The following is a 26,234-nucleotide window of genomic DNA, read 5'->3' as shown; positions in this document are numbered from 1 at the left end:
GGCTCAGGTGGCGGCCGGGGTGAGGTCGAACACCTCGCCCGCGACGAGGCGACGCATCGTGCCCAGGTCGACGTCCGCGAGGCTGGCCGCGCGGCTCAGCCCGGGCCGTGGCTCGACGGGCAGGACGGCCTCGACGCCGAGGGTGCGCGCCCCGGACGCCAGCGCGGAGGAGATGCCGGCCGGCGAGTCCTCGAGCGCCACGCACTCCTCGACCGGCACGCCCAGCCGCTCGACGGCGACCAGGTACGGCTCGGGGTCCGGCTTGCCGCGGGTCACCTGGTCGCCGGTGACGAGCGTCTCGAACGCCCCGGGCACGTGCGCGGTGACGGCCTCGGCGAGCACCGTGTAGCTCATCGTGACCAGGGCGCAGCGCACGCCGGCCCCACCCAGGGCGGCGAGCAGCTCGCGGGCACCGGGCCGCCACGGCACGGACTCGGCGACCTGGGCCTGCACCCGTCCCAGGAGGTGCTGCACGATGGCGTCGAGGGGTAGGTCGACGCCGGCCTCCTGCAGGACACCCGCCGAGACCGTCAACGGGTTGCCCACGAGCTCCAGCGCCTGCTCGTGGGACCACCGGCCACCGTGGGCGGCGACGAGCTGGTGCTCGGCGCGGATCCAGTACGGCTCGGTGTCGACGAGGGTGCCGTCCATGTCCCACAGGACGGCGGCGGGCAGCGCGGCGGTGTCGTCAGGCATCACCCCGTCATCGTACGAGGGCCGTCGGCGGGACCCGGGGCCCGTCGAGGACGGTTCCGGGCCCGCCTGTATAGGCTGACCAGATGACCACCGAGCAGCCGGTCGGCCGTCACGCCGCACGTCAGACCGTCATGATCGCGGCCTTCGAGGGGTGGAACGACGCGGGCAGCGCCGCCACGGACGCCCTCGAGCACCTCGCCGACGTGTGGGGAGCCTCACTGCACCGCGAGCTCGACCCCGAGGACTACCACGACTTCCAGGTGAACCGACCGATGATCGGCAGCGGGCCGGACGGACGTCGGATCATCGCCTGGCCCACCACGACCGTGTCCGTCGCCGAGCTGGCGGACCGCCGTGTCGTGCTGGTGCACGGCATCGAGCCGTCGTTCCGCTGGAAGACCTACTGCCGCGAGCTGCTGGACATCGCGACGGAGCTGGGGGTGCGGACCGTGGTCACGCTCGGGGCGCTCCTCGCCGACGTGCCGCACACCCGCCCCATCCCCCTGACGGCGACCACGGAGAGCCCGGGGCTCCGAGCGGTGCTCGACGTCGAGCCGAGCACCTACGAGGGTCCGACCGGGATCGTCGGGGTGCTGCAGCACGAGGCCGCCGCCCGCGAGTTCCAGGCGGTGTCGTTGTGGGCGGCGGTGCCGCACTACGTCGCCAACCCGCCCTCGCCCAAGGCCACCCTCGCCATCCTGACCCGGGTGGAGGACCTGGTGGGCGCGTCGGTGCCGATGCGTGACCTGCCCGAGGACGCCGAGGCGTGGCAGGAAGGGGTGGACGAGCTGGCCCGCGAGGACTCCGAGATCTCCGAGTACGTGCAGCAGCTCGAGGAGGCGAAGGACACCGCGGAGCTGCCGGAGGCGTCCGGGGAGGCGATCGCCCAGGAGTTCGAGCGCTACCTGCGGCGCCGGGACCTGGGACCGGGCCGGGGTGGCGGCCACGGGACACCGGGGAACCCGGACAAGAGCTGACGCCCCGCCCGCGGCGGGCCCGGCCGGCACCGTGCCGGCCGGGGCGTCACAGCCGGACGCCGAGCAGCGCGTTGACGGCGCGGGCGACGACGCCGGGAGCGCCCTCGGTGTCCGCGGAGGTGTCCCGCCCCGGCGCGAGCGCCTCGTCGGCCCACGCGTCGACGGCCGCGAGGGCACGCGGCGCGTCGAGGTCGTCGGCGAGAGCGGCCCGCATCTCGGCCAGGGTGGCCTCCCAGGCCGGCCCGCCGTTGCCCGAGACGGCCTCCCGCCACCTCTCCAGGCGGGCCTGCGCGGTCGTGAGCAGGTCGTGCGTCCACTCCCACTCGGTGCGGTAGTGCTGCGACAGGATGCCCAACCGCACCGCCATCGGGTCGACGCCGTCACGGCGCAGGGCCGAGACCAGCACGAGGTTGCCCCGCGACTTGCTCATCTTGTGGCCCTCGTAGGCGATGAGTCCGGCGTGGGCGTGCGCGCCGGGGGCGGAGGACGGGCCGGCGAGCATGCGCCCGTGCGAGACCGACATCTCGTGGTGCGGGAAGACCAGGTCCGAGCCGCCGCCCTGGACGTCGAAGGGCAGCCCGATCCCGTCGCGGGCGATGACCGTGCACTCGACGTGCCACCCGGGGCGCCCGGTGCCCAGGACGCCGCCGTCCCAGGTGGGCTCGCCCGGCCGCTCACGGCGCCACAGCAGCGGGTCGAGCGGGTTCTTCTTGCCCTCGCGGTCGGGGTCGCCGCCCCGCTCGGCGAACAGCTCGGCCATCGTGACCCGGTCGAACCCGGAGACGGCGCCGAAGTCGGGGTCGGCGGTCAGGTCCGCGTACACGTCCCCCAGACAGGGGTCGTCGCCGCCCGCCCCGGGCTCGACGGGGACGCGGTAGGCGCTCCCTTCCTCCAGCATCCGGGCCACGGCCTCGGCGATCGGCCCCACGTACTCGGCGACACCGGTCCACGGGTCGGGCGGGATGACGCCGAGCGCCGTCATGTCCTCGCGGAAGAGCGCCACCTGCTCGGCCGCGAGCTCGTGCCAGTCCACGCCGGTGGCCGCGGCCCGCTCCAGCAGCGGGTCGTCGACGTCGGTGACGTTGGAGCTGTACGTCACGTCCTTGCCGGCGTCGATCCAGGCCCGGTGCAGCAGGTCGAACGCGACGTAGGTCGCGGCGTGCCCGAGGTGGGTCGCGTCGTACGGCGTGATCCCGCACACGTAGCTGCGTGCCGTCGTCCCGGGGGCCGCCTCGACGAGACGTCCGGTCGTCGTGTCGTGGATGCGCACGACGGGACGGCGGCCGTCCGCGGGCGCGGGCAGCTCGGGGATCTGAGGGGTGGGCCAGGATCGCACGGCCCCAGGGTACCGGCGTCAGACGGTGGTCACGGCGGGGTCGGCCTCCAGGACGCCCGTGAGAATCAGCACGACGACCAGCACCGCCAGGCCGTAGCGGTAGTAGACGAACGGCTTGTAGGAGTACGTCGAGACGATCTTGAGGAAGCCGATCAGCACGACGTAGCCGAGGGCGAAGGCCACGAGGGTCGCGATCAGGGTCGCGCCCCACCCCGCCGACCCGGGCGCCGGGTCTCCCCCGGCGGCCTTGGCCAGCTGGTAGAAGCCCGAGCCCAGCACGGCCGGGATCGCCAGGAGGAACGAGTAGTCGGCCGCGGCGCGCCGGGTGAAACCCATCGCGAGCCCGGCCGTGATGGTGCCACCGGACCGCGACACGCCGGGGATGAGCGCCAGCGCCTGCGCGAGCCCGTACCCGATCGCCCGCTTCGGGGTCAGGTCCTCCACGACGCGGGTGCGCCGCCCGTAGCGGTCGGCCAGGTCGAGCAGGACGCCGAAGACCACCAGCGTCGCCACGGTGATCCACAGGTTGCGCAGCGTGGTCTCGATCGCCTCGTCGAAGAGCACGCCCAGCACGACGATCGGCAGCGAGCCGAGGGCGATGTACCAGGCCATGCGGGCGTCGGCGTCGTGCGCGCCGAACCGGTCGCGCCACGTGGTGCCGTGGTCGCCGCGCAGCGAGGTCCACCACCCCACGCAGATGTCCCGGATCGCGCGGCGGTAGTACAGCAGGACCGCCACCTCGGTGCCGATCTGGGTCACGGCCGTGAACAGGGCGCCCGGGTCGGCACCACCGATCAGCTCACCGACGATCCTCAGCTGTGCGCTGGAGGAGACCGGCAGGAACTCGGTGAAACCCTGGACCAGACCGAGGATGATCGCTTCCCACGCACTCACGAGCGGCCACACTACCGTTCCTGCAGGTGGGCTCCGGCACGTGCCGTCCCGGCCTCCGGCGAGGTTCCGGGGCGCGGTCGCGCCCCGCCGGTAGGGTCACGGCCATGGAAAGACGCCAGGTGGGAGGCTCGGGGCTGCACGTCTCGGCGCTGGGACTCGGCACCATGTCGTGGGGTCGCGACACGGACGCGGACGACGCTGCACAGATCCTGCGGGCGTTCCTGGACGCGGGCGGGTCGCTCGTCGACACCGCGGCCGCGTACGGCGACGGGGACGCCGAGCAGATGCTCGGCGACCTGCTGGACGGCCCCGTCGCACGCGAGGAGCTGGTGATCGCGACGAAGGCCGGGGTGCGCCACGGCCCGGAGGGCACGCGTCGCGACGCGTCGCGCGGGGGGCTGCTGGGCGAGCTGGACGCCTCCCTGCAGCGGCTGGGCACCGACCACGTCGACCTGTTCCTGGTCGCGTGCCCCGACCCCGTCACGCCGCTGGAGGAGACCGTCTCGGCCCTGCGGCTGGCCGTGACGTCCGGCCGGGCACGCTACGTCGGGCTCTCGAACTTCCCGGCCTGGGCCTCGGCGCGGGCCGCGACGCTGCTGGAGTCGACCGACGGCATCGGGCTCGCGGCCCTGCAGCTGGAGTACTCGCTGCTGCAGCGCGGGCTGGAACGAGAGGTCGGGCCGGCGGCCGCCGCCCTGGGTCTCGGGCTGCTCGCCTGGTCGCCGCTCGGCCGCGGCGTGCTGACCGGCAAGTACCGGCGCAGCGTCCCGGCGGACTCACGGGGTGCCTCGAACCGGCTGGCCGGCTTCGTCGAGCCGTACGTCGAGGACGCGGGCGCGGCGTCCGTCGTCGAGGCCGTCGCCACGGCCGCGGACGGTCTGGGCCGCGCCCCCCTGGAGGTGGCCCTGGCCTGGCTGCTCGCCCGCCCCCAGGTGGCGTCCGCCATCGTGGGGGCGCGGACCCCGGTCCACCTGCGCGGGGCGACGGGGGCGGTGGACCTCGACCTGCCGGCCGAGGTGCACGGGGCCCTCGACGACGTCTCCGGGCTGTCCCTGGGCTACCCCGAGCGCTGGTAGCGGCCCGCCTCAGCGGGCACTGGCCTCGTCGTCGTCCTCGTCGTAGTCCTCGTCCTCGTCGTCGTCATCGTCGTCGAGGTAGAACGGCGTCACCTCGCTGTAGGCCTGCGCCAGCGCGTCCTCGTACACCTCGAACGCGTCGGCGAGCACCTCGTAGGCGTCGTCGACGGCGGGGTCCTCGTCCCCCCGGCGGGAGGACACCGCGTGGAAGTGCCCCTCGAGGGCGGCGACGAAACGGTCCAGCGCGGCACGCGGGTCAGCGGTCATGCTCCGACCGTAGCGCCAAGAGCGGCAGAATGGGCACACGAAAACGACGCACGGCCTGATCGGGAGGCGACGGATGGCATCGAGCTGGCGCACGCACGGGCAGTACGAGTACCGGGTGGTCACGATCGACCGCGGCACCTCGGTGCCGGACGCCCGCAAGCGGCTCACCGAGGAGGCCGAGTACGGACGGTGGGAGCTCGCCCGCACCCGCCTCTACCTGGGTGGAGAGCGGCGGGTGTGGCTGCGCCGCAAGATCATCAAGGCGACCTCGACGCTCTGAGATGGAGACCTTCCGCAAGTCCCGCGCCGGCGCGCCGGCCGGGTTCTTCGACACCGAGGCGGCGGGGCTGCGCTGGCTCACGGTCGACGGCGGGCCCCGGGTGGCCCGGGTGCTGGAGACCGGCCCGGGGCACCTCGACCTCGAACGTCTCGACGCGGCCCCGCCGACCGCGGCGGCCGCCCGCGCCTTCGGCGGCCGGCTGGCGACGCTGCACGACGCCGGAGCCCCCGCCTTCGGCGCCCTGCCCCCGGACGCCGAACAGGGATGGTTCGGGCCGCTGGACGACCCGCTCGACATGCCCGCCGGCGCGTTCGAGGACTGGCCGACGTTCTACGCCGAGGCGCGGCTGCGACCGATCGTCGCCCAGGGGCTCGAGCGCGGGGTGCTCGGTCGCCGCGACGCCGAGGCGATGGAGGCGGTGTGCCGGGTGCTGCCCGACCTCGCCGGTCCGCCGGACTCCCCGGCGCGGCTGCACGGCGACCTGTGGTCGGGCAACCTGATGTGGACCGCCGACGACGACGGCGGCACCGAGGCGGCGCTCATCGATCCCGCCGCCCACGGTGGCCACCGGGAGACGGATCTGGCCATGCTCGCTCTCTTCGGTGCGCCGCACCTGGACGAGATCGTCGTCGGCTACGACGCCGTGCACCCGCTGGCCGCCGGGTGGGAGGACCGCGTCGCGCTGCACCAGCTCTACCCCCTGGCGGTGCACGCGGTGCTGTTCGGCGGCGGGTACGTCGACGGGACCAGGCGGTCGATGGCCGCGCTGGGCGGGTGACACCGTGCCGGTCACCAGCGCCGGGCTGCTCTTCTACCGTCGCACCGACGGCCGGCTCGCGGTGCTCCTGGCGCACATGGGCGGCCCGTTCTGGGCTCGCCGCGAGGTGGGCGCCTGGACGATCCTCAAGGGTGAGGTCGGTGCGGACGAGGACGCCCACACCGCCGCCGTCCGGGAGGCCGCCGAGGAGCTGGGCGTGCCGCTTCCCACGGAGACCGTGCCGGACCTCGACCTCGGCGAGGTGCGCCAGCGCTCCGGCAAACGGGTCCGGGCGTGGGCCCGGCGCTGGCCGCCGCCCGGCCCCGACCCGGAGGCGGTGCGCAGCAACACCGTCCGGATCGAGTGGCCGCCCCGGTCGGGCCGCCACGTGGACGTCCCGGAGATCGACCGGGTCGCCTGGTTCAGCCCGGACGAGGCGCGCCGGGTGGTCGTGCGCGGACAAGCCGACCTGGTCGACGGGCTCGAACGGGCGCTGGACGACCCGGACGCCTCGACCTGAGGGCGCTCAGCAGGTCGACAGCATCCGGTCCAGGACCCGCGTGCCGAACTTCAGGGCGTCGACCGGGACACGCTCGTCGACGCCGTGGAACATGCCGGCGAAGTCCAGCTCGGCGGGCAGCCGCAGCGGCGCGAAGCCGTAGCCGGTGATGCCGAGGCGGGCCAGCGACTTGTTGTCCGTGCCGCCGGACAGCGTGTAGGGCAGGACGGCGGCGCTCGGGTCCTCGGCGTGCAGCGCGTCGACCATCGCGTCCACCAGTCCCCCGCTGAAGGGCACCTCCAGGGAGCGGTCGGCGTGGATGGTCTCGACGCGCACCTGCGGCCCGGCGAGCTCGCGCAGCACGTCCCAGGCCTCGGCGTCGTGACCGGGCACCGTGCGCATGTCCAGCGCCGCGGTGGCGGACCCGGGGATCACGTTCGCCTTGTACCCGGCGTCGAGCTGGGTCGGGTTCGTCGTGTGCCGCACGGTGGCCCCGACGAACTTCGCGGCGGGCCCGAGGGCGGCCACCAGGGCGTCCACCTGCTCCCGGTCGGCGCCGCCCTCCGGGTCGAAGGGCAGGCCGGTCAGGTCCGACACGCCGCGCAGCAGCCGCTCCACCGTGGGGGTCAGCGTGTACGGCCAGGCGTGCTTGCCGATGCGGGCCACCGCGGCCGCCAGCTCGGTGACGGCGTTCTCGTGGTTGACCTGCGACCCGTGGCCGGCCCGGCCGTCGGCCACCAGGCGCAGCCAGGCGAGCCCCTTCTCGGCGGTCTGGACCAGGTAGGCGCGCCGGCCGCCGACGTCCACCGAGAACCCGCCGACCTCGCTGACGGCCTCGGTGGCCCCCTCGAAGAGCTCGGGGTGGTGGTCCACCAGCCAGCGGGCGCCCAGCACACCGCCGGCCTCCTCGTCGGCGAACATGCCGATCACGACGTCCCGTGCCGGGCGACGGCCCTCGCGGACCATCTGGCGCACGACCGCCAGGATCATCGCGTCCATGTCCTTCATGTCGACGGCGCCGCGCCCCCACAGCAGCCCGTCGATCTCCTCGCCGGCGAACGGGTCGACCGACCAGTCCGACGCCTGCGCGGGCACGACGTCGGTGTGCCCGTGCAGCACGAGGGCGTCCCGCGTCGGGTCGCTGCCCTCGAACCGGGCCACGACCGAGGTGCGGCCCGGCCGGGACTCGAAGATCTGCGGCTCGAGCCCGACGTCGGCGAGCAGACCGGCCACGTACTCGGCGGCCTTGCGCTCGCCGGGTCCCTGGTTCTCGCCGTAGTTGGACGTGTCGATCCGCAGCAGGTCCTGGCAGATCCCGACGACCTCGTCGGCGGCGGTGGGCTGGGGCTGGTCGTTCCCGGGTGCGTTCACGCACACACCGTACCCACGGGGTCAGCCGGCCGCGGACAGCCGTCCCTCGGCGTCGAGGACCAGCCGGGCGTCCACGCCGAGCCGGTCCACGAACGACCGGTCGTGGCTGACCACCAGCAGCGCGCCCCGGTACGACGCCAGGGCCTCGACGAGGCGGTCGACGCTGGCCAGGTCCAGGTTGTTCGTCGGCTCGTCCAGCACCAGGAGCTGTGCGGGGGGCTCCGCGAGCAGCAGCCGGGCCAGGTGCACCCGGAACAGCTCTCCGCCGGACAGCGTGGCCACCAGGCGCTCGACCTGGGCGCCGCGCACGAGGAACCGTGCCAGCCGGGCGCGCAGCTCGCCCGGGGTGACGCCGGGGGCTCCGGTGCGCACGGCCTCCAGCACGGTGGCGCGCGGGTCCAGGCCGTCCAGGCGCTGGGGCAGGTACCCGACCCGGTCCGTGCACAGCTCACCGGCCGGGGACGGGCCGGCGAGCAGCCGCTGCAGCAGCGTCGTCTTGCCCACGCCGTTCGCCCCGGTCAGGGCGACACGCTGGGGGCCGGCGACGACGACGTCCCGGCCGTCGGACGACCCGAGCACCGCGATGCGCCGCGACGCCGGGACCTGCGGGTCCGGCAGGTCGACCGTGATGCGGTCGTCGTCACGGACCGCGCTCCGGGCGGTCTCGACGGCGGTGCGCGCCGTGCTCTCCGCGGCCGCGGCGGCCCCGCGCCGCGCGCCCTGCGACTTCTCGGCCGCGTTGCGTCGGTCGTTGATCGCCGCCTTGACGAACTTCGCGTCGGCCGCGTCCTTGCGACCCTGGCGCTGCGAGTGCGCGACCCGCTCGGCGATCTTGATCCGTTCGCGGCGTTCGCGGCGCCAGGTCTGCTCGGCGTCCCGCACCGACCGCAGGGCGGCCTCCTGCTGCACGGCGAGATGCCGCTCGTAGGCGCCGTGCGGTCCGCCGAACGTCGTCAGCGACCCGGCGCGCAGCTCGGCGGTGGCGTCCGTGAGCTCGAGGAGCTCCCGGTCGTGGGACACCACGACGAGGGCGCCCCGCCAGGTGCGCACGAGCTCGGCGAGACGTTCCCGGGCGTGGCCGTCGAGGTTGTTGGTGGGTTCGTCGAGCAGCGCCACGTCGGGACGGCGCAGGCGCAGGCCGGTGAGGGCGGTGAGCACGGCCTCGCCGCCGGACAGGGTGCCGACGGCGCGGTCCAGGGCGCCGTCGGTGTGCGGAAGCCCCGTGGCTGCGAGCGCCGCCACGGCCCGCTCCTCGACGTCCCAGTCGTCCCCGACGGCGTCGAACTGCTCGGGGCGCACGTCGCCGTCGGCGATCGCCCGCACGGCGTCGAGGGCGGTCCGGAGGCCGAGGAGGTCCGCGACGGTCGCGTCGGTGTCGAGGGTGAGGCGCTGCGGCACGTAGCCCGCGGTACCGGCCACGGACACGGTCCCGGAGGACGGGGCGAGCTCGCCGGCGATCAGCCGCAGCAGCGTGGACTTGCCGGTGCCGTTGTCACCGACCAGGCCGGTGCGTGCGGCCGGGAAGGTCCCGGTGAGGGCGTCGAGGGCGATCGCGCCGTCGGGCCAGGTGAAGGTGAGGTCGCGCAGGGCGACGGCAGGGGACGGAGCAGGGGTGGGCACGGGATCTCCCGGGGGCGCGGCGGTCGTGCGCCGACGTCGGCCGTCCACCGGGTGGTGCACCGGTCCGGGTGCGGGTGGGCAGGCGTCAGCGCGAGGTCGTCGGACCGTGCGCCGTGTCGGTCACCGGCGTCCCTTCCGTCCGCCCCCCTGTCACACGCGGCCTGTCCGCGGGGGCTCCCGAGCAGGCTGGCAGCCGCGGGGCGGTCACCGCAACGTCTTTCCGCGCCGGTCAGGGGCGCACGCGCAGCCACTGCTCGAACGCCTCGGCGCTCGTGTACCGCGGGGTGTACCCGAGCTCGGTGCGCAGCCGGGTGTTGTCCAGCACCGGGCGGTGCTGCAGGAACCCGACCCGTTCGGGCCCGTGCACGGTCAGGCGCAGCGCCCTGCCGACGCGCAGCGCCCCGGCGAGCAGGCCGGCGGGCACGTCGAGCGTGCGCTTGCCGAGCCGGTCGGCGATGTCGGCGACGGTCAGGCGTCCGTCGCCGCAGACGTTGAACGCCCCGGTCGCCGTCCCGGTGGCCCCGGTGACGATCGCTCCGGTGACGTCGTCGACCCAGGCGAAGACGAACGGCCCCTGCGAGCCCCGCACGCGGATCAGCCGCGGCGCGTCCCACAGCGCGGTGATCTGGTTGGCCACCCCCGGGCCGAGGATCGTGCCGATGCGCAGGATCACCTGCTCCAGCTCCGGGTGGTCGCGCCGGTAGGTGGCGAGCAGCTCCTCCACGAGGCGCTTGTGCCGGGAGTAGGTGAACTCCTCGTTCCCCCGCAGCGGGTCGGACTCGCGCAGCGGGACGGGGTTGTCGGCGTGGTAGCCGTAGGCGGCGCCCGAGGAGGAGATCACCACACGGCACACTCCCCCGCCGACGCACGCCTCCAGCACGTGCCGGGTGCCGTCGACGTCGACACGGCGCTCGGTCTCCTCGTCCAGGGTGCCGGGGTTCACGATGGCCGCGAGGTGGACCACCGTGTCGACCCGGTGCGTCGCGATCGCGTCACGGACCGCGGCGGCGTCCGTGACGTCGAGCGTGACCGCGGTGACGCCGTCCGGCACCGAGGCGGGCGTGCGCAGGTCGGCGGAGACGACGTGCGCGACGTCGTCGCGTGCGGCGAGCGCCGCGACGGCGTGCGACCCGAGGAACCCCGAGCCGCCGGTGACCAGGACCCGCCTCACGCCGACACCTCCTGGGCCTGGCGCACGCGGGTGCGCCGCGCCCACACGGTCGCCAGCGCGAGCCCGGCGATGATGTCCCAGATGCCCCACCAGCCGGCCACGACGGCCATCCCGCCGATGCCGTCGAAGAACGTCATGACCAGCCCCAGCCCGAGCGCGGCGTTGCGGATGCCGACCTCGAACGTCACGGCCTTGCGCTCGCGGGTCTCGAGCCGCCCCGCGCGGGCCGCGGCGTACCCGAGCGCCAGGGCGACGGCGTCGTGCAGGAACACGGCCACCAGCACGACACCGACCCAGGCGACGAAGACGGCGAAGTTGCCCGCCAGCGCGGCGACGACGAAGCCGATCAGCGCCAGGATGCTCACCACGTGCACCGGCCGGTGCGCCCGGGCCGCCAGGGCGGGCCACCGCGTGCGCACCAGGAGCCCGAGCGCGAAGGGCACGCCGATGATGAGCACGATGTCGAGCATCATCTCCAGCGGGTCGAGGCTGACCTCGGCCAGGATGTCGCGACCCGTGGGGTGCAGGCTGCCCCAGAGCGCGATGTTCAGCGGCATGGCGACCAGGTACAGCGCGTTGCCGACGGCGGTCAGCGACACCGACAGCGCCACGTTGCCGCCCGAGCGGTAGGTGAGGATCTGCGAGACGTTCCCCGGTGGGCAGCAGGCCACGAGGATCATGCCCAGCGCGATGGACGCCTGGACGCCGAGCACGAGCGTCAGCAGGAAGGTCACGGCCGGCAGCAGCACGATCTGGGCGGCCAGCGCCAGGACCGCCGCGCGCGGGGCGCGGCGCAGCACCCGGAAGTCGGCCGGCGAGGTGTCCAGGGCGATGCCGAGCATGATGAGCGCCAGGACGACGCTCAGCGCGACCATCGAGCCCTCGGAGAAGTTCACCGCGACGTCGTCGATGCTCATCGGCCGTCCCCCGCCCCGAGCTCGTCGGCGAGCCGGCGCACGGTGCGACGGTAGGCGTCCTTGTTGACGTAGTAGCTCATCCGCTCCAGGCCGAGGTAGCGGTAGCCGCCGGTCAGGTCGGGCCACGGTTCGCCGACCCGGCGCCGGAACGCCGCCACCCGGTCGCGGGCGGTGACGTCGCCGTCGGCGCTCGCGGCCTCGGCGGCGAGGTAGCGGGCGACGAGCTCCGCCTGCTCCGCGCGTCCCTGCCACCCGATGCCCGAGGCCTCGAGCATCCCGACGACGAAGAGCCCGTTGAGCGACGGCGGGACGATGTTGCAGAACAGCCCGGGCGCCGTCCCCGAGCCGGGGCCGTCCCAGGCGAGGTGCTTGGGGTCGACGAACGGGTAGTCCAGCTTGTACCCGGTGGCCAGCAGCACGAGGTCGTACTCCCCGCTGGTGCCGTCGACGAAGTGCACGGTCCGGCCCGCGAACCGCTCGATGTCGCGGCGGACCCGCAGGTCGCCCTGGCCGGCGTGCTGCAGCACGAGGGAGTTCACCACGGGGTGGGACTCGTAGATCTTGTGGTCCGGCGCCGGGAAGCCGAACCGCTGCGGGTCGCCGTTGAGCAGGGTCAGCACGCGCGAGTCCACGGCCTGCTTGATCCGCGCCGGCAGCGGACGGCCCTGGTTGAGGGTGTCCGTGGGGCGCCCGAGCAGGTACCGCGGGACGAACCAGTACCCGCGGCGCACCGACAGGTCGACCGACGCCGCCCGGTGCACGGCGTCGACCGCCACGTCGCAGCCGGAGTTGCCGCCGCCGACCACCAGCACCCGCTTGCCCGCGAACACCTCGGCCCGCTTGTACTCGGACGAGTGCAGCAGCTCCCCGGAGAACTCGCCGTCGAAGGTCGGCACGTTCGGCTCGGCCAGGGTGCCGTTGGCGACGACGACGTGGCTGAACCGCTCCCGTCTCGAGGCGCCGTCGGGCCCGGTGGAGCAGACGTCCCACCCGGAGCGCCCGCTGGCGTCCCCGTCCCCGGGCTCGACGGCGGTGACCCGCGTGCCGAACCGGTAGTGGCGGCGCAGGTCGAAGGTGTCGGCGTAGTCGTGGAAGTAGCGCAGCAGCTCGCGGTGGCTCGGGTAGTCGACCTGCGTGGCCATCGGCAGCTCGGCGAACTCGGTGGTGGTCCGCGAGGAGATGAGGTGCGCCGACTCGTAGACGGTCGAGCGGGGGTTGTCGATGTCCCACAGACCGCCGACGTCGTCGTGGGCCTCGAACCCCGTCAGCGCGAGTCCGTGCCGGTCCAGGGCGCGGGCGGCGGCCAGGCCGGACGGTCCGGCACCGACGACCGCGACCCGTCGTGGCTGCGTCATGGCGTGAGCACTCCTTCGTGTCCCCCACGCCCGGGCGTGACGTGGGTAGCACGGGAGTGTACGGCGGGCGCCGCCGCGGGTTTCCCAGCAGAGGCCCAGCCGACGCTCAGGAGGTCGGGGCCTCCTGCGGCCAGGGTTCGCTCGCCTCGCGGGGATCCTCCGGCAGCAGCGAGGCGATCCAGTCGTCGCAGACCGTGCCGTTCCGCACGCCGTGCCGTCGCAGCAGGCCCTCGTAGCGGAACCCGAGCTTCCAGGCCACGCGCCGCGAGGCCCAGTTGCCCTCGAAGCCGCGCCACTGCAGACGCTCGAGGGCGAGCCCGGACGGGTCCAGCGCCCAGTCCGCCGCGAGACGGCCGGCCGCGGTCGTCAGCCCCCTTCCGCGGGCGTCAGGGGCGGTCCAGAAGCCGATCTCCCCGGCGCGCGCGTCCCCCGGTCCACCCGGGATCAGGCCGATCGCCATCATCCCGAGCACGGTGCCGTCGGGCCGCCCGGGGGCTCGGACGGCCCAGGTGAACATGGTCTCGCGCGCCCAGCCGTCGACCACCATGCCGGTCACGAAGGTCTCGGCGTCGGCACGGGTGTACGGCGAGGGGACCGTCGTCCACTCCGCGATCGCCGGGTCGGTGCACACGACGGCGATGCGGTCGATATCGGCCGGGGTCGGGACGGACAGGAGGACCTCGGGGCTGCGCAGGACGAACGGTGGCATGGGCGAATCGTGTCACGCGCGACGGCGCGGGTCAGACCGCCCTGCGGCCCTCGGGCCCCGGCGCCGGGCCCGGCTCGTCGTCGCCGTCGTCGTCGGGGGGATCCGGCGACGCCATCGCCCCCGGTGGCACGGGGACGGGCCGGTCGCCGCGCAGCGTCGAGAACACCGTCCAGGCCACCGCCACCAGCGGCACGGCCACCACCGCGCCCAGCAGCCCGGCCAGCACGGTTCCCGCGAGGACGACCACCGCGACCACCACCGGGTGCAGGGCCACCTGCTTGCCCATGATGAGCGGCTGCAGCACGTGTCCCTCGAGCTGGCCGATGGCGGCGATGCCGAGCGTGACGATCAGCGCTGTGATGAATCCCTCGGCGGCGAGGGCGACGACGGCGGCGATGATCATCGCCAGCGGCGCCCCGATGAGCGGGATGAACGCGCCGATGAACACGAGCACCGCCAGCGGTGCGGCCAGCGGCACCCCGAGGATCATCAGGAGGACGAAGGCGAGGATGCCGTCGATGAACGCGATGATGACGGTGCCGCGGGCGAAGCCCGAGAAGGTGTACCAGCCGGCACCCGCCGCCTCGACCCACCGCCGGCGGTGCTCGGCGGGCACCTGGTGCAGGAACCAGTGCCACATCTGCTCGCCCGAGTAGACGAAGAACACGGTCAGGAAGATCGCCAGCGCGGCGACCATGAACCCCTCGAGCACGGACCCGGCGCTCTCGGCGGCCTGCCCGACGAGGTTCTCAGCGTTGTCCGCCACCCACTGCTGCCCGGAGTCCAGCCACTCCTGGAGCTGGCCGGCGCTGATCGACAGGCCGAAGAGCCCGGTCTCGAGGAAGTCGAGGATCTGCTGCACACCGGTCTCGAACTGCCCGCCGAGCTCGGTCCACTGCCCGGCCACCGACGCCACGACGTAGGTGATCAGGCCGCCGAACACCACGACCCCGCTGAGCAGCGCGAGCGCCGTGGCCAGCGCGCGGGGCATCACCTTCTGGTACAGGTCGGTCAGCGGGCTGAACACCGAGGTGAGCACGAGCGCCAGGAAGATCGCGAAGAACACGAACTGCACCTGGGCCGTGGCGTACACCACCAGCGCGACGGCCACCACCAGCATGACCAGACGCCACGACCAGCCTGCCGCGCTGCGCAACCACTGCGGGACGTTCTCCCTGGCCTCCGCCACGACACTCCCTCCACCTCGGACGTGACCAGTGTGCTGCGCCGACGTGCTGGGTGCACGAGGACCCGCCGTCCCGGCGCACGTCCGCGGGCCGGGACGCCCGGACGATGCGTCAGTCCTCGGTGGTGCTGGTCGCCTCGGTGCGGAGTCTCCTGAGCTCGGCGAGCGCCGCGTCGATCGTCGCTTGCAGCTCGGCCACGGCGGCGTCCGCCGCTCTCACCCGGTCAGAGGCCTCGGCAGCCTGCCGCGAGCGGTCGCTCCGCGTGTCCTGAGATTCCACGTCGCTCCCCGTCGTCAACTCGATGAGTTCGTCCCACGTCATGCCGGACGTGCCGGCACGCAGCCGGGCGGGCAGCCCCTACCCACCCACGAGTGGTGGTGGGACTCGCGCACCTCATCGTGGAGGAGAGCCCGACGCTCCTCGGTGATACGTCGGCCCGAGAACGACGAAGGCCCCCGGTCGTGGAACCGGGGACCTTCGACGTCGCTGTCTCAAACGAGTGTCCGGAGGGGGACTTGAACCCCCACGCCCTATAACGGGCACTAGCACCTCAAGCTAGCGCGTCTGCCATTCCGCCACCCGGACGAGTGGACCGTCCCGGAGCTCCTGCTCCGTTCCGGCGCGGTAAGAAAGATAGCACGGCGAGGCCCCTGACCTGCAAACCGTCGAGCCGTGGCGCAGGTCACGCCGCTGCCCTAGCGTGAAGCGGGTGGCGCTGCGGATCGAGGACTACGGCATCGTCGGCGACCTGCAGACGGTCGCCCTCGTCGGGCGCGACGGCAGCGTCGACTGGCTCTGCCTGCCGGACATCGACTCCCCGGCCTGCCTGGCGGCCCTGCTGGGGGACGACTCGCACGGGTCGTGGCGCGTCGCTCCCGCCGGCGCCGGGACGTGCACGCGGCGCCGCTACCGCGGCGAGACCCTGGTGCTGGAGACGGAGTGGGAGACGCCCGACGGCCACATCCGGGTGACGGACCTCATGCCGCCGCGTGGACGCACCCCCGACATGGTCCGGATCGTCGAGGGCGTCAGCGGCCGCGTCGCCGTCGAGAGCGTCCTGCGCCCACGGTTCGACTACGGGGCCGTCGTCCCCTGGGTCACCGAGTCGCCGAGCGTCCTGGGTACCGAGCGCAGCGGCACGGTCTGCGCGGTCGCGGGCCCCGACGCGCTGAACCTCGCCGCGACCGTTCCGCACACCGTCTCGGGCGAGACGATCGGCTCCCGCTTCGAGGTGTCCGCCGGCGACCGCGTCTCCTTCGTGCTCAGCTACCACCGCTCCTACGACCCCGTCCCCGAGCCGGTGGACGCCGAGGAGGCCCTGTCCGACACCCTGGAGTACTGGCGCGACTGGGTCGGCCGCACCCGGTACGAGGGCCGGTACGGCGACGCCGTGCGGCGGTCGCTCATCACGCTCAAGTCGCTCACCTACGCCCCGACCGGGGCGATCGCCGCGGCGGCCACGACGTCGCTGCCCGAGCAGCTCGGGGGTGTTCGCAACTGGGACTACCGGTACTGCTGGCTGCGCGACGCCGCGTTCACCCTGCTGGCCCTGCTCAGCACCGGCCACCGGGAGGAGGCCAAGGCCTGGCGGGAGTGGCTGCTGCGCTCCGTGGCGGGAGACCCGGCCGACCTGCAGATCATGTACGGCCTCGACGGGCGGCGTCGGCTCCCGGAGACCACGCTCGACTGGCTGCCGGGGTACGAGGGCAGCACCCCGGTCCGCGTGGGCAACGGCGCCGCCGACCAGCTCCAGCTCGACGTCTGGGGCGAGGCCCTCGTCGGCCTGAGCCTGACCCGGTCGAACGGGATCGCCGAGGACGAGGACACGTGGCGGCTGCAACGGTCCCTGCTCGACCACCTGGAGGGTCACTGGGACGACGTGGACAACGGTCTGTGGGAGGTGCGCGGACCGCAGCGGGCGTTCGTGCACTCGCGCGTCATGGCCTGGGCCGGTGTCTCCGCCATGATCCGCGGCGTCGAGCGGTTCGGCCTCGACGGACCGATCGACCGGTGGCGGCTGCTGCGCGAGTCGATCCGCACCGACGTGCTCACCCACGGCTACGACGCCGAGCGGAACACCTTCACCCAGTTCTACGGGTCGCGCGGTCTCGACGCGGCCCTGCTGCTCATTCCCCGGGTGGGCTTCCTGCCGTGGTCGGACCACCGGGTGATCGGCACGGTCGACGCCGTGCAGCGTGAGCTCGGTCGGGACGGCCTGCTGCTGCGGTACCGCCAGGACGCCGACGGCGTCGACGGGTTGGCGGGCACCGAGGGCACGTTCCTGATCGCCAGCTTCTGGCTCGTCGACGCCCTGCACGCGATCGGCCGCGACGCCGAGTCGCACGCGCTGTTCGAGCGGCTGCTCGGTCTGCGCAACGACCTCGGGCTGCTGGCGGAGGAGTTCGACGTCACCGCGGGCCGTCAGCTCGGCAACGTCCCGCAGGCGTTCAGCCACCTCGGCGTCGTGAACTCCGCGCGCATCCTGTCCGGGATCCGGGGCGCCGGCACCGACATGACCGGCATGCCCGAGCACCCCACCGACTGAGGAGACCGCGTGAGAGCACTGACCATCGTCCCCGGGCAGGCCGACTCCCTGGCCGTCACCGACGTGGCCGACCCTGTCGCCGGTCCGGACGAGCTGCTGGTCGACGGCGTGGCGGTCGGGATCTGCGGCACGGACCACGAGATCGCCCGCGGCGAGCACGGCGCCCCACCGCCCGGCCAGGAGCGGCTCGTGCTCGGTCACGAGTCCCTGGGAAGGGTCCGCGAGGCGCCGGACGACTCCGGGTTCTCCCCCGGCGACCTCGTGGTCGGGGTCGTCCGCCGTCCCGACCCGGTGCCCTGCGGCGCCTGCGCCCACGGCGAGTGGGACATGTGCCGCAACGGGCTGTTCACCGAGCACGGGATCAAGGAGGTCGACGGCTTCGCCGCCGAGCGGTGGACGGTCGCGGCGGACCGCGCCGTGCGCCTCGACCCCGACCTGGCCGACGTGGGCGTGCTCCTCGAGCCCACGACCGTCGTGACCAAGGCCTGGGAGCAGGTGGACCGGATCGGCGTGCGCTCGTGGTTCGACCCGCAGCGGGTGCTCGTGACGGGCGCCGGGCCGATCGGCCTGCTCGCCGCCCTGGTCGGAGCCCAGCGCGGGCTCGACGTGCACGTCCTCGACCGCGCGACCGACGGCCCGAAACCCGGCCTCGTGCGCGACCTCGGGGCGACCTACCACCACGACGACCCGACCGCCGTGGCCGACCGGGTCGAGCCGGACGTGATCGTCGAGTGCACCGGCGCACCCGCCGTCGTCATGGACACCGTCACGTCCACGCGGCCCTACGGCATCACGGTCCTGACCGGCATCTCCTCCGCGGGTCACCAGGTGCGCGTCGACGCCGGCGCCGCCAACCGGTCCGTCGTGCTGGAGAACGACGTCGTCGTGGGCTCCGTGAACGCCAACCTCCGGCACTACCGCGCCGCGGCCGAGGCCCTGGCCGGGGCCGACCGCGACTGGCTGGCGCGCCTCGTCACCCGGCGTCTGCCCCTGGACCGCGCGGTCGAGGCCCTCACGCCGCAGGACGACGACGTCAAGGTCGTCGTCGACCTCGTCTGACCTGGGCGCGCGTCGACCATCGCGCCGGCAGCGCCCGGCTCTGCGGTGCTCGCGAGGGAGGTGTAGCGTTCCGTCCGACCCTGACCAAACGGTCATCGGGGGCACACCGGACGAAGGAGGACGACGCACCATGATGGGTGGGCACCACGCCGCCTCCGGGGCAGCCGCCTGGGTGGCGGTCACGGCCTCGACCCCGATCGCCTTCGGGTGGTACCCGGTGTCCGACGTCGGCGTGATGACCGGTGCCCTGGTCTGCGCCGGGGCGGCCCTGCTGCCGGACGCCGACCACCACAACGGCACCATCTCGCACTCGTTGCCGCCGCTGTCGGAGGCGCTGACGAAGTTCGTCTGCACCATCTCCGGCGGCCACCGCAACGGCACCCACTCGATCCTGGGGATCGCGGTCTTCACGCTCATCGCGTGGGCGATGAGCTTCCTGACGATCAGCACCGAGACGTTCGGCGAGGTGCTGATCGGCCCCGGCATCATGGCCGTGCTGCTCGTCGCCTTCGCCCTCCGAGCCCTGCACCTGACGGGGCGCCGACGCTGGTGGACCTGGACGTCGTCCATCTCCCTGGCCCTGTTCATCGCGGTGTTCGCCCCCGAGGAGTGGTACTGGATGCCGTTCTGCGTGGGCCTCGGCGCCACGGTGCACATCCTCGGCGACCTGGTCACCACCCAGGGGGTCCCGTTGCTGTGGCCGATCCGCTTCGGCTCGCCGCGGTGGGTGCGCCGGCACCGGTGGCTGCCGCTGGACGACATGTGGGGCCGCAGCGGCAACATCGCCGTGCCGGTGCTCGGGGACGCCGGCTCCTGGCGCGAGTGGCTCGTCATGACCCCGGTCAGCGTCTACGCCGTCGTGGGCGTCGCCTGGGCCGTGCTCTCCCAGATGGGGTTCGACGCCAACGGCGCCTGGAACGACGGCACCGCGCTGCTGACCTCCGCGGTGGCGTCGCTGGGCTGAGCGCTCAGCGCGCGGCCTCCCGGGGGTCGTCCGGGTCGCGCCCGGCCAGCAGCGCGTCGACGTACCGGCGGTCGGCGTCGAGCCGGGTGCGCGCGTGCCGGGTGGGCGTCCCGTGCCCGGGCACGACGACCTCGGCCCGCGCCACGTACGGGGCCAGCCGTTCGAGCCCCTCGCGGTAGCCGACCAGGTCGGTGTCTCCGGAGATCTCGTCCGCGGGCAGCGGCGGCTCGACGTCGGACAGCATGTCCCCCGCGACCAGGACACGGGCGTCCGGCAGCCACAGCGCCACGTGCCCCGGGGCGTGCGCGTCGTGCACGACGAGCTCGGAGCGCGGCAGCTCACCGTCCGGGTCGGGCACGCGGTCACCCGGCAGCGCGGCCACGGCGGCGAAGAGCTCCAGCACGGCCTCCCGCCGGCCCTCGGACCGGACCACGGCGTCCAGGACGTCCCGGTGGCTCCGCACGACCTCCGTCGCCCGCGACGACGCCCACCGCGGCCCCGCCCCGAACCGCGGGTGCCAGAGCAGATGGTCGTGGTGCGCGTGCGTCGACAGCCCGGCGGCCACCCGCACCTGCCGCGCGACCAGCTCGTCGGCGATCCCCTCCAGCTCGTCGTCGTCCCAGGCCGGGTCCACGAGCAGGGCGGGACGCCGCCCGGTCGCGCGCCGCGGCCCGAGGGCGAGGACCGACGTCGTGACGTCGCGCCGGCTGGTGCGGACCAGCACGTCCGGGGCCACGGCGCGGAAGGTCATGCCCGCACGCTAGCGCCCCTAGAGCATCTCCTGCGGGTCGACCTGCACCCGCACCCGGCCGCCTTCGCGGCGGGCCGACCGCACGGCCGTCGACGCGCGGAGCTGGGCCGCGAGCTCCGCGCCGTCGGCGAGGGGCACGCGCACGACGACGCGCACCCGCGCCTCGAGCCGGTCGTGGGCGGGCAGCTCGACCGGGCCGAGGACGGTCTCGGGCGTGGCGAGCGCGACGCGGTCGACGACGGCGCGTACGGCGTCGGCGTCCCCCGTCACCGCCGCCACGCGGACCGCGGGCGGCAGGTCGAGCTCGCGACGCTCGTCCAGCTCCCGCTCGGCCAGCCCGGCCGGGTCGAAGCGGACCAGCGCGCCGGTCGGCGCCGGCGCGGCGTCCCCCACGAGGAGCACCTGCCCGTCCGGACCGGGCCTCACGAGCGCGGCCGCCGCGATCCACCGGTGCAGGGCACGCGTGGCCATCGCGAGGTCGGTACCGGCGGTGGCCGTCGCGGCGTCGAGCAGCAGCGCGGCCGCGTAGCCGTTCTCGGCCACCGGCTCGGCACCCGGGGTGGCCACCACCAGGGCGGGACGCTCCTCGACGTGGTCGAGGATCCCGCCGGGCGCCGAGGAGGCCGAGACCCGCACCGGCACCCCGGCGAAGGCTCGTCCGAGCTCCTCGGCGGTGCGTTCGGACCCCACCCGCACGGCGCGCACGCGGTCGTGGCCGCACTCGTCGCAGCGCCAGGTGCCGGCGAGCCGGCCGCACCAGGTGCACTGCGGGGTGGCGCGCGCACCCCGCAGCCCGAGAGGGCCGTGGCAGTGGGTGCAGCGTGCGGCGGTCCGGCAGGCGGCACAGGCCACGACCGGCAGGTAACCGGTCCGCGGCACCTGGACGAGCACGGGTCCCCGCTCCAGAGCAGACCGAGCGGTCCGCCACGCGGCCGTCGGCAGGCGGGCGGCCGCCCCCGGCCCCTCGGACGCCAGCTCGACCGACGTCAGCGCGCGCACCCGCGGCGCCCGGGCCCGCACGACGTCGCGCGACGCCGCGATCTCCGCGGCCCAGCCGCGCGCGAGCATCGCCTGGGCCTGCACCGTGCGGCCCGGGGAACCGAGCAGGAATCCCGCACCCTCCGCCTCGGAGCGCATCGCCAGCACCTCGCGGGCGGCCGGGTACGGGGCGTGCGGTTCGTCGAGGGTCTCCTCGCCGTCGCCCCACAGCACGACCAGCCCCAGGTCGGGCACGGGGGCGAACATCGCGGCCCGGGTCCCGACCACCACCGAGGCCAGTCCGTGCCGGGCGTGCAGGAAGGACCGGTAGCGGGGCGCCGGACCGTCCTCGGCCTGCAGCGTCCGGACGTCGGCGACCCCGGCGGCCTCGAGCGCGGCGCGGATCCTGTCGACGTCCCGGGCGTCCGGGGCGACGACGAGCGCCCGCCGGCCGCCGGCCAGCGCCGCCCGCACCGCACCGGCGATCGCGGCGGCCCAGTGCGGCACGCGGGCCACCGTCTCCTCGCCCGCGGGTGGCTGGAGCCCCGGCAGCGGCGTCCAGACGGCCCGGGGCGCCTGCCCGCCCAGAAGGTGACGGCAGAACGCCTCGCCCGACCGGTACGGTGCCCAGACGCCGGGCCAGCCCTCCCCCGCAGGGGCGGACGGCGGCGGGACGACCCCGTCGTGCGTCCGGTCGTCCAGGTCGGCGAGCTGCGCGAGCACCTCCGCCTCGACCCGCGCGTGGCGCGGGGGGACGGCCAGCCGCAGCACGTCCGGGACGGTCCCCGCGTAGCGGGCCGCGACCCGACGCGCCAGGTCCAGCACCGCCGGGCTCAGGACCGGATCCGCGGAGACGACCCGCCGCAGCGGTTGCAGGCGCCCCTCGTGGTCCGAGGTCGCCGAGCGCGCGACGACGAACCCGGCGACGTCCTGCGGCCCGAACCGGGCCCGGACGCGCACCCCGGGCACGGCGTCATCGGCCATCGCCGCCGGGACCAGGTAGTCGTACTCGCGGTCCAGGTGCGGTGGGGACAGGTCCAGGACCACGCGGGCGACGGGGTCCACCGCGGCGGGCTCGCTGCCGGGCTTGCGCCCCGTCCGGCGCCGCGGGGCGGCCGGGACGTCGTCGAGCCCGAGCAGGGCGGGCTGCTCGGGCTCGTCTGGGGTGGTCACAGGGCTATGCCATCACGAGCCACCGACGTCGTGCGCTCAGCGCACGGCGGCACGCAGCTCCTCCACCCGATCGGTGCGCTCCCAGGTGAACTCCTCGAGCTCGCGCCCGAAGTGGCCGTAGGCGGCGGTCGCCGCGTAGATGGGCCGCAGCAGGTCGAGGTCGTGGATGATCGCCGCCGGGCGCAGGTCGAACACGGTACGGATCGCGGCCTCGATACGCACCGGGTCGACGGTCTCGGTCCCGAACGTCTCGACGTAGAGCCCCACCGGGTGCGCCTTGCCGATGGCGTAGGCCACCTGCACCTCGCAGCGGCGGGCCAACCCGGCCGCGACGACGTTCTTGGCCACCCAGCGCATCGCGTAGGCGGCCGACCGGTCGACCTTCGAGGGGTCCTTGCCGGAGAACGCCCCGCCGCCGTGCCGGGCCATCCCGCCGTAGGTGTCGACGATGATCTTGCGGCCCGTCAGCCCCGCGTCGCCCTGGGGGCCGCCGATGACGAACTGCCCGGTCGGGTTGACGAGCACCCGCACCTCGTCGGTCCGGATGCCGGCGGAACCCGCCACCTGCGCCACGACCGGGTCGATGACGTGGGCGCGCACCTCGGTGGCGAGCTTGTCCTGCTCGAGGTCGGCGTCGTGCTGTGTGGACAGCACCACCGTGTCCAGGCTCACGGGGCGGTCGCCGTCGTAGCCGACGGTCACCTGCGTCTTGCCGTCCGGTCGCAGCCCGGCGACCTCGCCGGTGCGGCGCACCTCGGCCAGCCGCTCGGCCAACCGGTGCGCGAGGAAGACGGGCAGCGGCATCAGCGACGGGGTCTCGTCGGTCGCGTAGCCGAACATCAGACCCTGGTCGCCCGCGCCCTGTGCGTCGTAGGGGTCGAGGTCGTCGGCGTTGGTCCGACGCTCGAGCGCCGTGTCGACACCCTGGGCGATGTCGGGCGACTGCTGGCCGATGGAGACCGACACGCCGCAGGAGTCGCCGTCGAACCCGATGGACGACGAGGTGTAGCCGATCCCCCGCACGACCTCGCGCACGATCTGCGGGATCTCCACGTACGCCTCGGTGGTGACCTCGCCGGCCACGTGCACCAGCCCCGTGGTGACCATGGTCTCCACCGCGACGCGCGAGCGCGGGTCCTGGGCGAGCAGCGCGTCGAGGATGGCGTCCGAGATCTGGTCGCACACCTTGTCCGGGTGCCCTTCGGTCACGGACTCGGACGTGAACAGGCGCAGCGCTTCGGTCATGGGATCAGCCTACGGTTCACCGGGGCCGGACGACGCCATGCGAGCACCCCAGTCGCTCACATGCTGAGACCATCTCACGATGCGGTCATCCGGGCGACGGCAGCGTCCCAGATCGCGTCCGCCACCTGCCGCTTCGAGCCGGCGGCCTTCGCCACCGTCTCACCGTGCTCGTCGAGCAGCGTGACCTCGTTGACCTCGGTGCCGAACCCGAGCGCCTCGCCGACCGCGTTGACCGCCAGCAGGTCGGCACCCTTGCGGCGCGCCTTGGCGCGGCCGTGCTCGAGCACACCGCCCGTCTCGTCACCCGTCTCGGCGGCGAACCCGACGACGACCTGCCCCGCGCGCAGCCGCTCGGCGGCCAGCTCCGCCAGCACGTCGGGGTTCTCGACCAGCTCGATCGACGGCGGCGCCTGCCCGGCGACCTTCTTGATCTTGGCCTCGGTGGCGGCCACCGGCCGGAAGTCCGCCACCGCGGCGGCCATGACGACGGCGTCGGCGCCGACCGCTGCCCGGCGGACCGCCGTCCGCAGCTCGGCGGTGGTCGAGACCGGCACGACCTCCACGCCGGCGGCCACCAACGGGTCGGTCAGGTCCGCGGCGACGTGGGCCGCGACGAGCGTCACCCGGGCACCGCGGGCCCGGGCGGCCGCGGCCAGGGCGGCACCCTGGCGACCGCTGGACCGGTTGCCGACGAACCGCACGGGGTCGATCGGCTCCCGGGTACCCCCGGCCGACACGACGACGGACCGGCCGGTCAGGTCCTGGTCGGTGACCGGCTCGGCGGGGCCGGCCGCCACCGCCAGTGCCACCCGGGCGATCTCCTCGGGGTCGGGCAGCCGACCGGGACCGGTGTCCTTGCCGGTCAGTCGGCCCGACGCGGGCTCGATGACGTGGACCCCCCGGTCGCGCAACGTCGCGACGTTGGCCCGGGTGGCCGCGTGCTCCCACATCTCGGTGTGCATCGCCGGGGCCATGACCACCGGGCACCGCGCGGCGAGCAGGCTCGAGGTGAGCAGGTCGTCCGCGCGTCCCGTCGCGGCCCGCGCCAGCAGGTCCGCCGTGGCCGGAGCGACGATCACGAGGTCGGCCCCCTGCCCGAGCGCCACGTGCTGGACGTTCTCGACGTCGTCGAACACCTCGGCGCTCACCGGCTCGCCCGACAACGCCTCGAAGGTGGGCGCGCCGACGAACCGCAGCGCCGCTGCGGTGGGCACGACCCGCACCGCGTGGCCCTGCTCGCGCAGCAGCCGCAGCAGCAGCACCGCCTTGTAGGCGGCGATACCGCCGGAGACCCCGAGCAGAATCCTCATCGACGACGCCCGCGCACTCGGCTCAGACGATCTCGTCGTCGCCCACGGCGTGCTCGGACTCGGCCGTCGGGTCGGCCGGCGTCGAGGCGGACTCGGTCGGCTCGGGGGCCGGCTCGGCGGTCAGGAGCCCCTGGTTGATCTCGCGCATCGCGATCGACAGCGGCTTCTCCTGGTTGCGGGCCTCGACGAGCGGGCCGACGTTCTCCAGGAGCCCCTCGTTGAGCTGGGCGTAGTAGGCGTTGATCTGGCGCGCCCGCTTGGCCGCGTAGAGCACCAGCCCGTACTTGGACTCGCTGTGCTGCAGCAGGTCGTCGATGGGCGGGTCGGTGATGCCGATCGGCTGCGGCGTCGTTCCTGCCATGTGTCTCACTCCAAGCAGAGGTCGGGGCCGGTGGCGAGCGCCACCGGTGGAAGATCAGGGGTTCGGCTGGCCAGTCTACCGTCCGCCGTGCGAGGGCTCGGGGCGGCGTTCCTCACCCTCGGCCCCGGGGACGCCCAGCAGTCCCGCGAGCTCGTCCGTGGCGCGCGTCACGTCGTCGTTGACGATGGTCACGTCGAACTCGGGCTCGGCCGCCATCTCCACCTCGGCGGTGGCCAGCCGGCGCGCGCGTTCCTCGGCGTCCTCCGTGCCGCGTCCCACGAGGCGCCGGACCAGCTCCTCGGTGCTCGGCGGGGACAGGAACACGAACTGGGCGTCCAGGGCGCTGTCCCGCACCGCCTCCCGCACCTGGCGGGCTCCCTGCAGGTCGATCTCGAGCAGCGTCGGACGGCCGGCGGCCAGGTGCTCCTCGACCGGGCCGCGTGGGGTGCCGTACCGATGGCGGCCGTGCACGACCGCCCACTCCAGCATCTCCCCCTCCGCGACCATCCGGTCGAACTCCTCGGGCGTGACGAAGAGGTAGTGCACGCCGTGCACCTCACCGGGGCGGGGTGACCGGGTCGTGGCGGACACGGACAGCCACACCTCGGGGTACCGGGCGCGGATGTCCGCCGACACGGTTCCCTTGCCGACGGCGGTCGGCCCGGCGAGCACGGTCAGCCGTGCCGGGCCTCGCGCATCGTCGGGGACGACGGTGTCTCGGGGTGCCGGCACGGCG

Annotated in this window: 26 protein-coding genes and 1 tRNA gene; 8 read left to right on the top strand and 19 right to left on the bottom strand. The window is 74.4% G+C overall.

Annotated features, from left to right (window positions below):
* Nucleotides 1-3 precede the first annotated feature (3 nt).
* Nucleotides 4-696, bottom strand: coding sequence for an HAD family phosphatase (locus Q6347_RS08355; RefSeq protein WP_304607129.1), 693 nt, complete (start codon nucleotides 694-696; stop codon nucleotides 4-6).
* 83 nt (nucleotides 697-779) lie between these two features.
* On the opposite strand from Q6347_RS08355, the gene Q6347_RS08350 reads away from it, so the two are divergent.
* A complete protein-coding gene (locus Q6347_RS08350) occupies nucleotides 780-1,673 on the top strand; it encodes a PAC2 family protein (protein ID WP_171248278.1) in 894 nt (297 codons plus the stop codon).
* Between the two features lie 46 nt (nucleotides 1,674-1,719).
* Here Q6347_RS08350 and mshC read toward each other — a convergent pair whose 3' ends face one another.
* Together mshC and uppP are read right to left on the bottom strand one after the other, a co-directional pair.
* Nucleotides 1,720-3,009, bottom strand: coding sequence for a cysteine--1-D-myo-inosityl 2-amino-2-deoxy-alpha-D-glucopyranoside ligase (mshC, locus tag Q6347_RS08345; RefSeq protein ID WP_304607128.1), 1,290 nt, complete (start codon nucleotides 3,007-3,009; stop codon nucleotides 1,720-1,722).
* 18 nt (nucleotides 3,010-3,027) lie between these two features.
* Nucleotides 3,028-3,903 (bottom strand): undecaprenyl-diphosphatase UppP, encoded by an 876-nt coding sequence (gene uppP / locus Q6347_RS08340; RefSeq protein ID WP_304604039.1) that lies wholly within the window; start codon nucleotides 3,901-3,903, stop codon nucleotides 3,028-3,030.
* A 104-nt stretch (nucleotides 3,904-4,007) separates the two neighbouring features.
* Here uppP and Q6347_RS08335 point away from each other — a divergent pair, with 104 nt between their 5' ends.
* Nucleotides 4,008-4,979 carry an aldo/keto reductase gene (locus tag Q6347_RS08335; RefSeq protein WP_304604040.1) on the top strand — a complete coding sequence of 324 codons (972 nt, stop codon included), beginning with the start codon at nucleotides 4,008-4,010 and terminating at the stop codon, nucleotides 4,977-4,979.
* A 9-nt stretch (nucleotides 4,980-4,988) separates the two neighbouring features.
* Here Q6347_RS08335 and Q6347_RS08330 read toward each other — a convergent pair whose 3' ends face one another.
* Nucleotides 4,989-5,246 carry a primosomal protein gene (locus tag Q6347_RS08330; protein WP_304604041.1) on the bottom strand — a complete coding sequence of 86 codons (258 nt, stop codon included), beginning with the start codon at nucleotides 5,244-5,246 and terminating at the stop codon, nucleotides 4,989-4,991.
* A gap of 73 nt (nucleotides 5,247-5,319) precedes the next feature.
* Here Q6347_RS08330 and Q6347_RS08325 point away from each other — a divergent pair, with 73 nt between their 5' ends.
* Genes Q6347_RS08325 through Q6347_RS08315 form a run of 3 tightly spaced genes read left to right on the top strand, consistent with a single transcriptional unit; the run spans nucleotide 5,320 to nucleotide 6,803 of the window.
* Entirely contained in the window at nucleotides 5,320-5,526 is a 207-nt protein-coding gene (locus Q6347_RS08325) for a DUF5703 family protein (RefSeq protein WP_171248273.1), read from the top strand.
* A 1-nt stretch (nucleotide 5,527) separates the two neighbouring features.
* On the top strand, nucleotides 5,528-6,304 hold the full coding sequence (locus tag Q6347_RS08320) for a fructosamine kinase family protein (RefSeq protein ID WP_304607127.1): 777 nt from the start codon (nucleotides 5,528-5,530) through the stop codon (nucleotides 6,302-6,304).
* A 4-nt stretch (nucleotides 6,305-6,308) separates the two neighbouring features.
* Nucleotides 6,309-6,803 (top strand): NUDIX domain-containing protein, encoded by a 495-nt coding sequence (locus Q6347_RS08315; protein WP_304607126.1) that lies wholly within the window; start codon nucleotides 6,309-6,311, stop codon nucleotides 6,801-6,803.
* A 6-nt stretch (nucleotides 6,804-6,809) separates the two neighbouring features.
* Here Q6347_RS08315 and Q6347_RS08310 read toward each other — a convergent pair whose 3' ends face one another.
* The 9 genes from Q6347_RS08310 to Q6347_RS08270 all read right to left on the bottom strand — a co-directional run bounded on the left by Q6347_RS08310 (nucleotide 6,810) and on the right by Q6347_RS08270 (nucleotide 15,697).
* Nucleotides 6,810-8,153, bottom strand: coding sequence for a M20/M25/M40 family metallo-hydrolase (locus Q6347_RS08310; RefSeq protein ID WP_304607125.1), 1,344 nt, complete (start codon nucleotides 8,151-8,153; stop codon nucleotides 6,810-6,812).
* A 21-nt stretch (nucleotides 8,154-8,174) separates the two neighbouring features.
* Nucleotides 8,175-9,773, bottom strand: coding sequence for an ABC-F family ATP-binding cassette domain-containing protein (locus tag Q6347_RS08305; RefSeq protein ID WP_304607124.1), 1,599 nt, complete (start codon nucleotides 9,771-9,773; stop codon nucleotides 8,175-8,177).
* A gap of 229 nt (nucleotides 9,774-10,002) precedes the next feature.
* A complete protein-coding gene (locus tag Q6347_RS08300; RefSeq protein ID WP_304604045.1) occupies nucleotides 10,003-10,944 on the bottom strand; it encodes an SDR family oxidoreductase in 942 nt (313 codons plus the stop codon).
* Nucleotides 10,941-11,861, bottom strand: a complete 921-nt coding sequence (locus Q6347_RS08295; protein ID WP_304607123.1) for a bile acid:sodium symporter family protein — start codon at nucleotides 11,859-11,861, stop codon at nucleotides 10,941-10,943. Before Q6347_RS08295 ends, Q6347_RS08300 begins: the two co-directional genes overlap by 4 nt.
* Nucleotides 11,858-13,216: an NAD(P)/FAD-dependent oxidoreductase gene (locus tag Q6347_RS08290; RefSeq protein WP_304607122.1), complete on the bottom strand. Its 1,359-nt coding sequence runs from the start codon at nucleotides 13,214-13,216 to the stop codon at nucleotides 11,858-11,860. Before Q6347_RS08290 ends, Q6347_RS08295 begins: the two co-directional genes overlap by 4 nt.
* Nucleotides 13,217-13,322: 106 nt before the next feature.
* Nucleotides 13,323-13,925, bottom strand: a complete 603-nt coding sequence (locus Q6347_RS08285; RefSeq protein ID WP_304604048.1) for a GNAT family N-acetyltransferase — start codon at nucleotides 13,923-13,925, stop codon at nucleotides 13,323-13,325.
* A gap of 31 nt (nucleotides 13,926-13,956) precedes the next feature.
* Nucleotides 13,957-15,114: an AI-2E family transporter gene (locus Q6347_RS08280; RefSeq protein ID WP_369810822.1), complete on the bottom strand. Its 1,158-nt coding sequence runs from the start codon at nucleotides 15,112-15,114 to the stop codon at nucleotides 13,957-13,959.
* Nucleotides 15,115-15,223: 109 nt separating this feature from the next.
* The gene (locus Q6347_RS08275) at nucleotides 15,224-15,433 is read right to left on the bottom strand and encodes a hypothetical protein (protein WP_304607121.1); all 210 of its coding nucleotides are present in this window, start codon (nucleotides 15,431-15,433) and stop codon (nucleotides 15,224-15,226) included.
* Between the two features lie 179 nt (nucleotides 15,434-15,612).
* Nucleotides 15,613-15,697, bottom strand: a tRNA-Leu gene (locus Q6347_RS08270).
* A gap of 124 nt (nucleotides 15,698-15,821) precedes the next feature.
* On the opposite strand from Q6347_RS08270, the gene Q6347_RS08265 reads away from it, so the two are divergent.
* The 3 genes from Q6347_RS08265 (at nucleotide 15,822) to Q6347_RS08255 (ending at nucleotide 19,680) form a co-directional block, all read left to right on the top strand.
* Nucleotides 15,822-17,657: a glycoside hydrolase family 15 protein gene (locus tag Q6347_RS08265; protein ID WP_304607120.1), complete on the top strand. Its 1,836-nt coding sequence runs from the start codon at nucleotides 15,822-15,824 to the stop codon at nucleotides 17,655-17,657.
* Between the two features lie 9 nt (nucleotides 17,658-17,666).
* Complete coding sequence (locus Q6347_RS08260) at nucleotides 17,667-18,716, top strand: glucose 1-dehydrogenase (RefSeq protein WP_304607119.1); 1,050 nt, start codon at nucleotides 17,667-17,669, stop codon at nucleotides 18,714-18,716.
* Between the two features lie 130 nt (nucleotides 18,717-18,846).
* Nucleotides 18,847-19,680, top strand: a complete 834-nt coding sequence (locus tag Q6347_RS08255) for a metal-dependent hydrolase (RefSeq protein ID WP_304607118.1) — start codon at nucleotides 18,847-18,849, stop codon at nucleotides 19,678-19,680.
* A 4-nt stretch (nucleotides 19,681-19,684) separates the two neighbouring features.
* Here Q6347_RS08255 and Q6347_RS08250 read toward each other — a convergent pair whose 3' ends face one another.
* The 6 genes from Q6347_RS08250 to gmk all read right to left on the bottom strand — a co-directional run bounded on the left by Q6347_RS08250 (nucleotide 19,685) and on the right by gmk (nucleotide 26,230).
* Nucleotides 19,685-20,431 (bottom strand): MBL fold metallo-hydrolase, encoded by a 747-nt coding sequence (locus tag Q6347_RS08250; protein WP_304604053.1) that lies wholly within the window; start codon nucleotides 20,429-20,431, stop codon nucleotides 19,685-19,687.
* An 18-nt stretch (nucleotides 20,432-20,449) separates the two neighbouring features.
* Complete coding sequence (locus Q6347_RS08245; RefSeq protein WP_304607117.1) at nucleotides 20,450-22,582, bottom strand: primosomal protein N'; 2,133 nt, start codon at nucleotides 22,580-22,582, stop codon at nucleotides 20,450-20,452.
* A 36-nt stretch (nucleotides 22,583-22,618) separates the two neighbouring features.
* A complete protein-coding gene (gene metK, locus Q6347_RS08240) occupies nucleotides 22,619-23,827 on the bottom strand; it encodes a methionine adenosyltransferase (protein WP_304607116.1) in 1,209 nt (402 codons plus the stop codon).
* 74 nt (nucleotides 23,828-23,901) lie between these two features.
* Nucleotides 23,902-25,137 (bottom strand): bifunctional phosphopantothenoylcysteine decarboxylase/phosphopantothenate--cysteine ligase CoaBC, encoded by a 1,236-nt coding sequence (coaBC, locus tag Q6347_RS08235; RefSeq protein WP_171248257.1) that lies wholly within the window; start codon nucleotides 25,135-25,137, stop codon nucleotides 23,902-23,904.
* Nucleotides 25,138-25,159: 22 nt separating this feature from the next.
* Nucleotides 25,160-25,498: a DNA-directed RNA polymerase subunit omega gene (gene rpoZ / locus Q6347_RS08230; protein ID WP_171248256.1), complete on the bottom strand. Its 339-nt coding sequence runs from the start codon at nucleotides 25,496-25,498 to the stop codon at nucleotides 25,160-25,162.
* A 75-nt stretch (nucleotides 25,499-25,573) separates the two neighbouring features.
* The gene (gene gmk, locus Q6347_RS08225; protein ID WP_171248255.1) at nucleotides 25,574-26,230 is read right to left on the bottom strand and encodes a guanylate kinase; all 657 of its coding nucleotides are present in this window, start codon (nucleotides 26,228-26,230) and stop codon (nucleotides 25,574-25,576) included.
* Nucleotides 26,231-26,234 lie beyond the last annotated feature (4 nt).

The sequence above is a fragment of the Isoptericola sp. b408 genome (assembly GCF_030588085.1).
Taxonomy (GTDB): Bacteria; Actinomycetota; Actinomycetes; order Actinomycetales; family Cellulomonadaceae; genus Isoptericola; species Isoptericola sediminis.
The sequence above is the reverse complement of the archived record's forward strand: the minus strand, read 5'-3'. Positions and strand labels throughout refer to the sequence as shown.

Coding starts and splice junctions, on each gene's coding strand:
- Q6347_RS08355 (WP_304607129.1), bottom strand. CDS start 696: ATGCCTGACGACACCGCCGCGCTGCCCGCCGCCGTCCTGTGGGACATG.
- Q6347_RS08350 (WP_171248278.1), top strand. CDS start 780: ATGACCACCGAGCAGCCGGTCGGCCGTCACGCCGCACGTCAGACCGTC.
- Q6347_RS08335 (WP_304604040.1), top strand. CDS start 4,008: ATGGAAAGACGCCAGGTGGGAGGCTCGGGGCTGCACGTCTCGGCGCTG.
- Q6347_RS08330 (WP_304604041.1), bottom strand. CDS start 5,246: ATGACCGCTGACCCGCGTGCCGCGCTGGACCGTTTCGTCGCCGCCCTC.
- Q6347_RS08325 (WP_171248273.1), top strand. CDS start 5,320: ATGGCATCGAGCTGGCGCACGCACGGGCAGTACGAGTACCGGGTGGTC.
- Q6347_RS08320 (WP_304607127.1), top strand. CDS start 5,528: ATGGAGACCTTCCGCAAGTCCCGCGCCGGCGCGCCGGCCGGGTTCTTC.
- Q6347_RS08295 (WP_304607123.1), bottom strand. CDS start 11,861: ATGAGCATCGACGACGTCGCGGTGAACTTCTCCGAGGGCTCGATGGTC.
- Q6347_RS08290 (WP_304607122.1), bottom strand. CDS start 13,216: ATGACGCAGCCACGACGGGTCGCGGTCGTCGGTGCCGGACCGTCCGGC.
- Q6347_RS08285 (WP_304604048.1), bottom strand. CDS start 13,925: ATGCCACCGTTCGTCCTGCGCAGCCCCGAGGTCCTCCTGTCCGTCCCG.
- Q6347_RS08275 (WP_304607121.1), bottom strand. CDS start 15,433: ATGACGTGGGACGAACTCATCGAGTTGACGACGGGGAGCGACGTGGAA.
- Q6347_RS08255 (WP_304607118.1), top strand. CDS start 18,847: ATGATGGGTGGGCACCACGCCGCCTCCGGGGCAGCCGCCTGGGTGGCG.
- Q6347_RS08250 (WP_304604053.1), bottom strand. CDS start 20,431: ATGACCTTCCGCGCCGTGGCCCCGGACGTGCTGGTCCGCACCAGCCGG.
- metK (WP_304607116.1), bottom strand. CDS start 23,827: ATGACCGAAGCGCTGCGCCTGTTCACGTCCGAGTCCGTGACCGAAGGG.
- coaBC (WP_171248257.1), bottom strand. CDS start 25,137: ATGAGGATTCTGCTCGGGGTCTCCGGCGGTATCGCCGCCTACAAGGCG.
- rpoZ (WP_171248256.1), bottom strand. CDS start 25,498: ATGGCAGGAACGACGCCGCAGCCGATCGGCATCACCGACCCGCCCATC.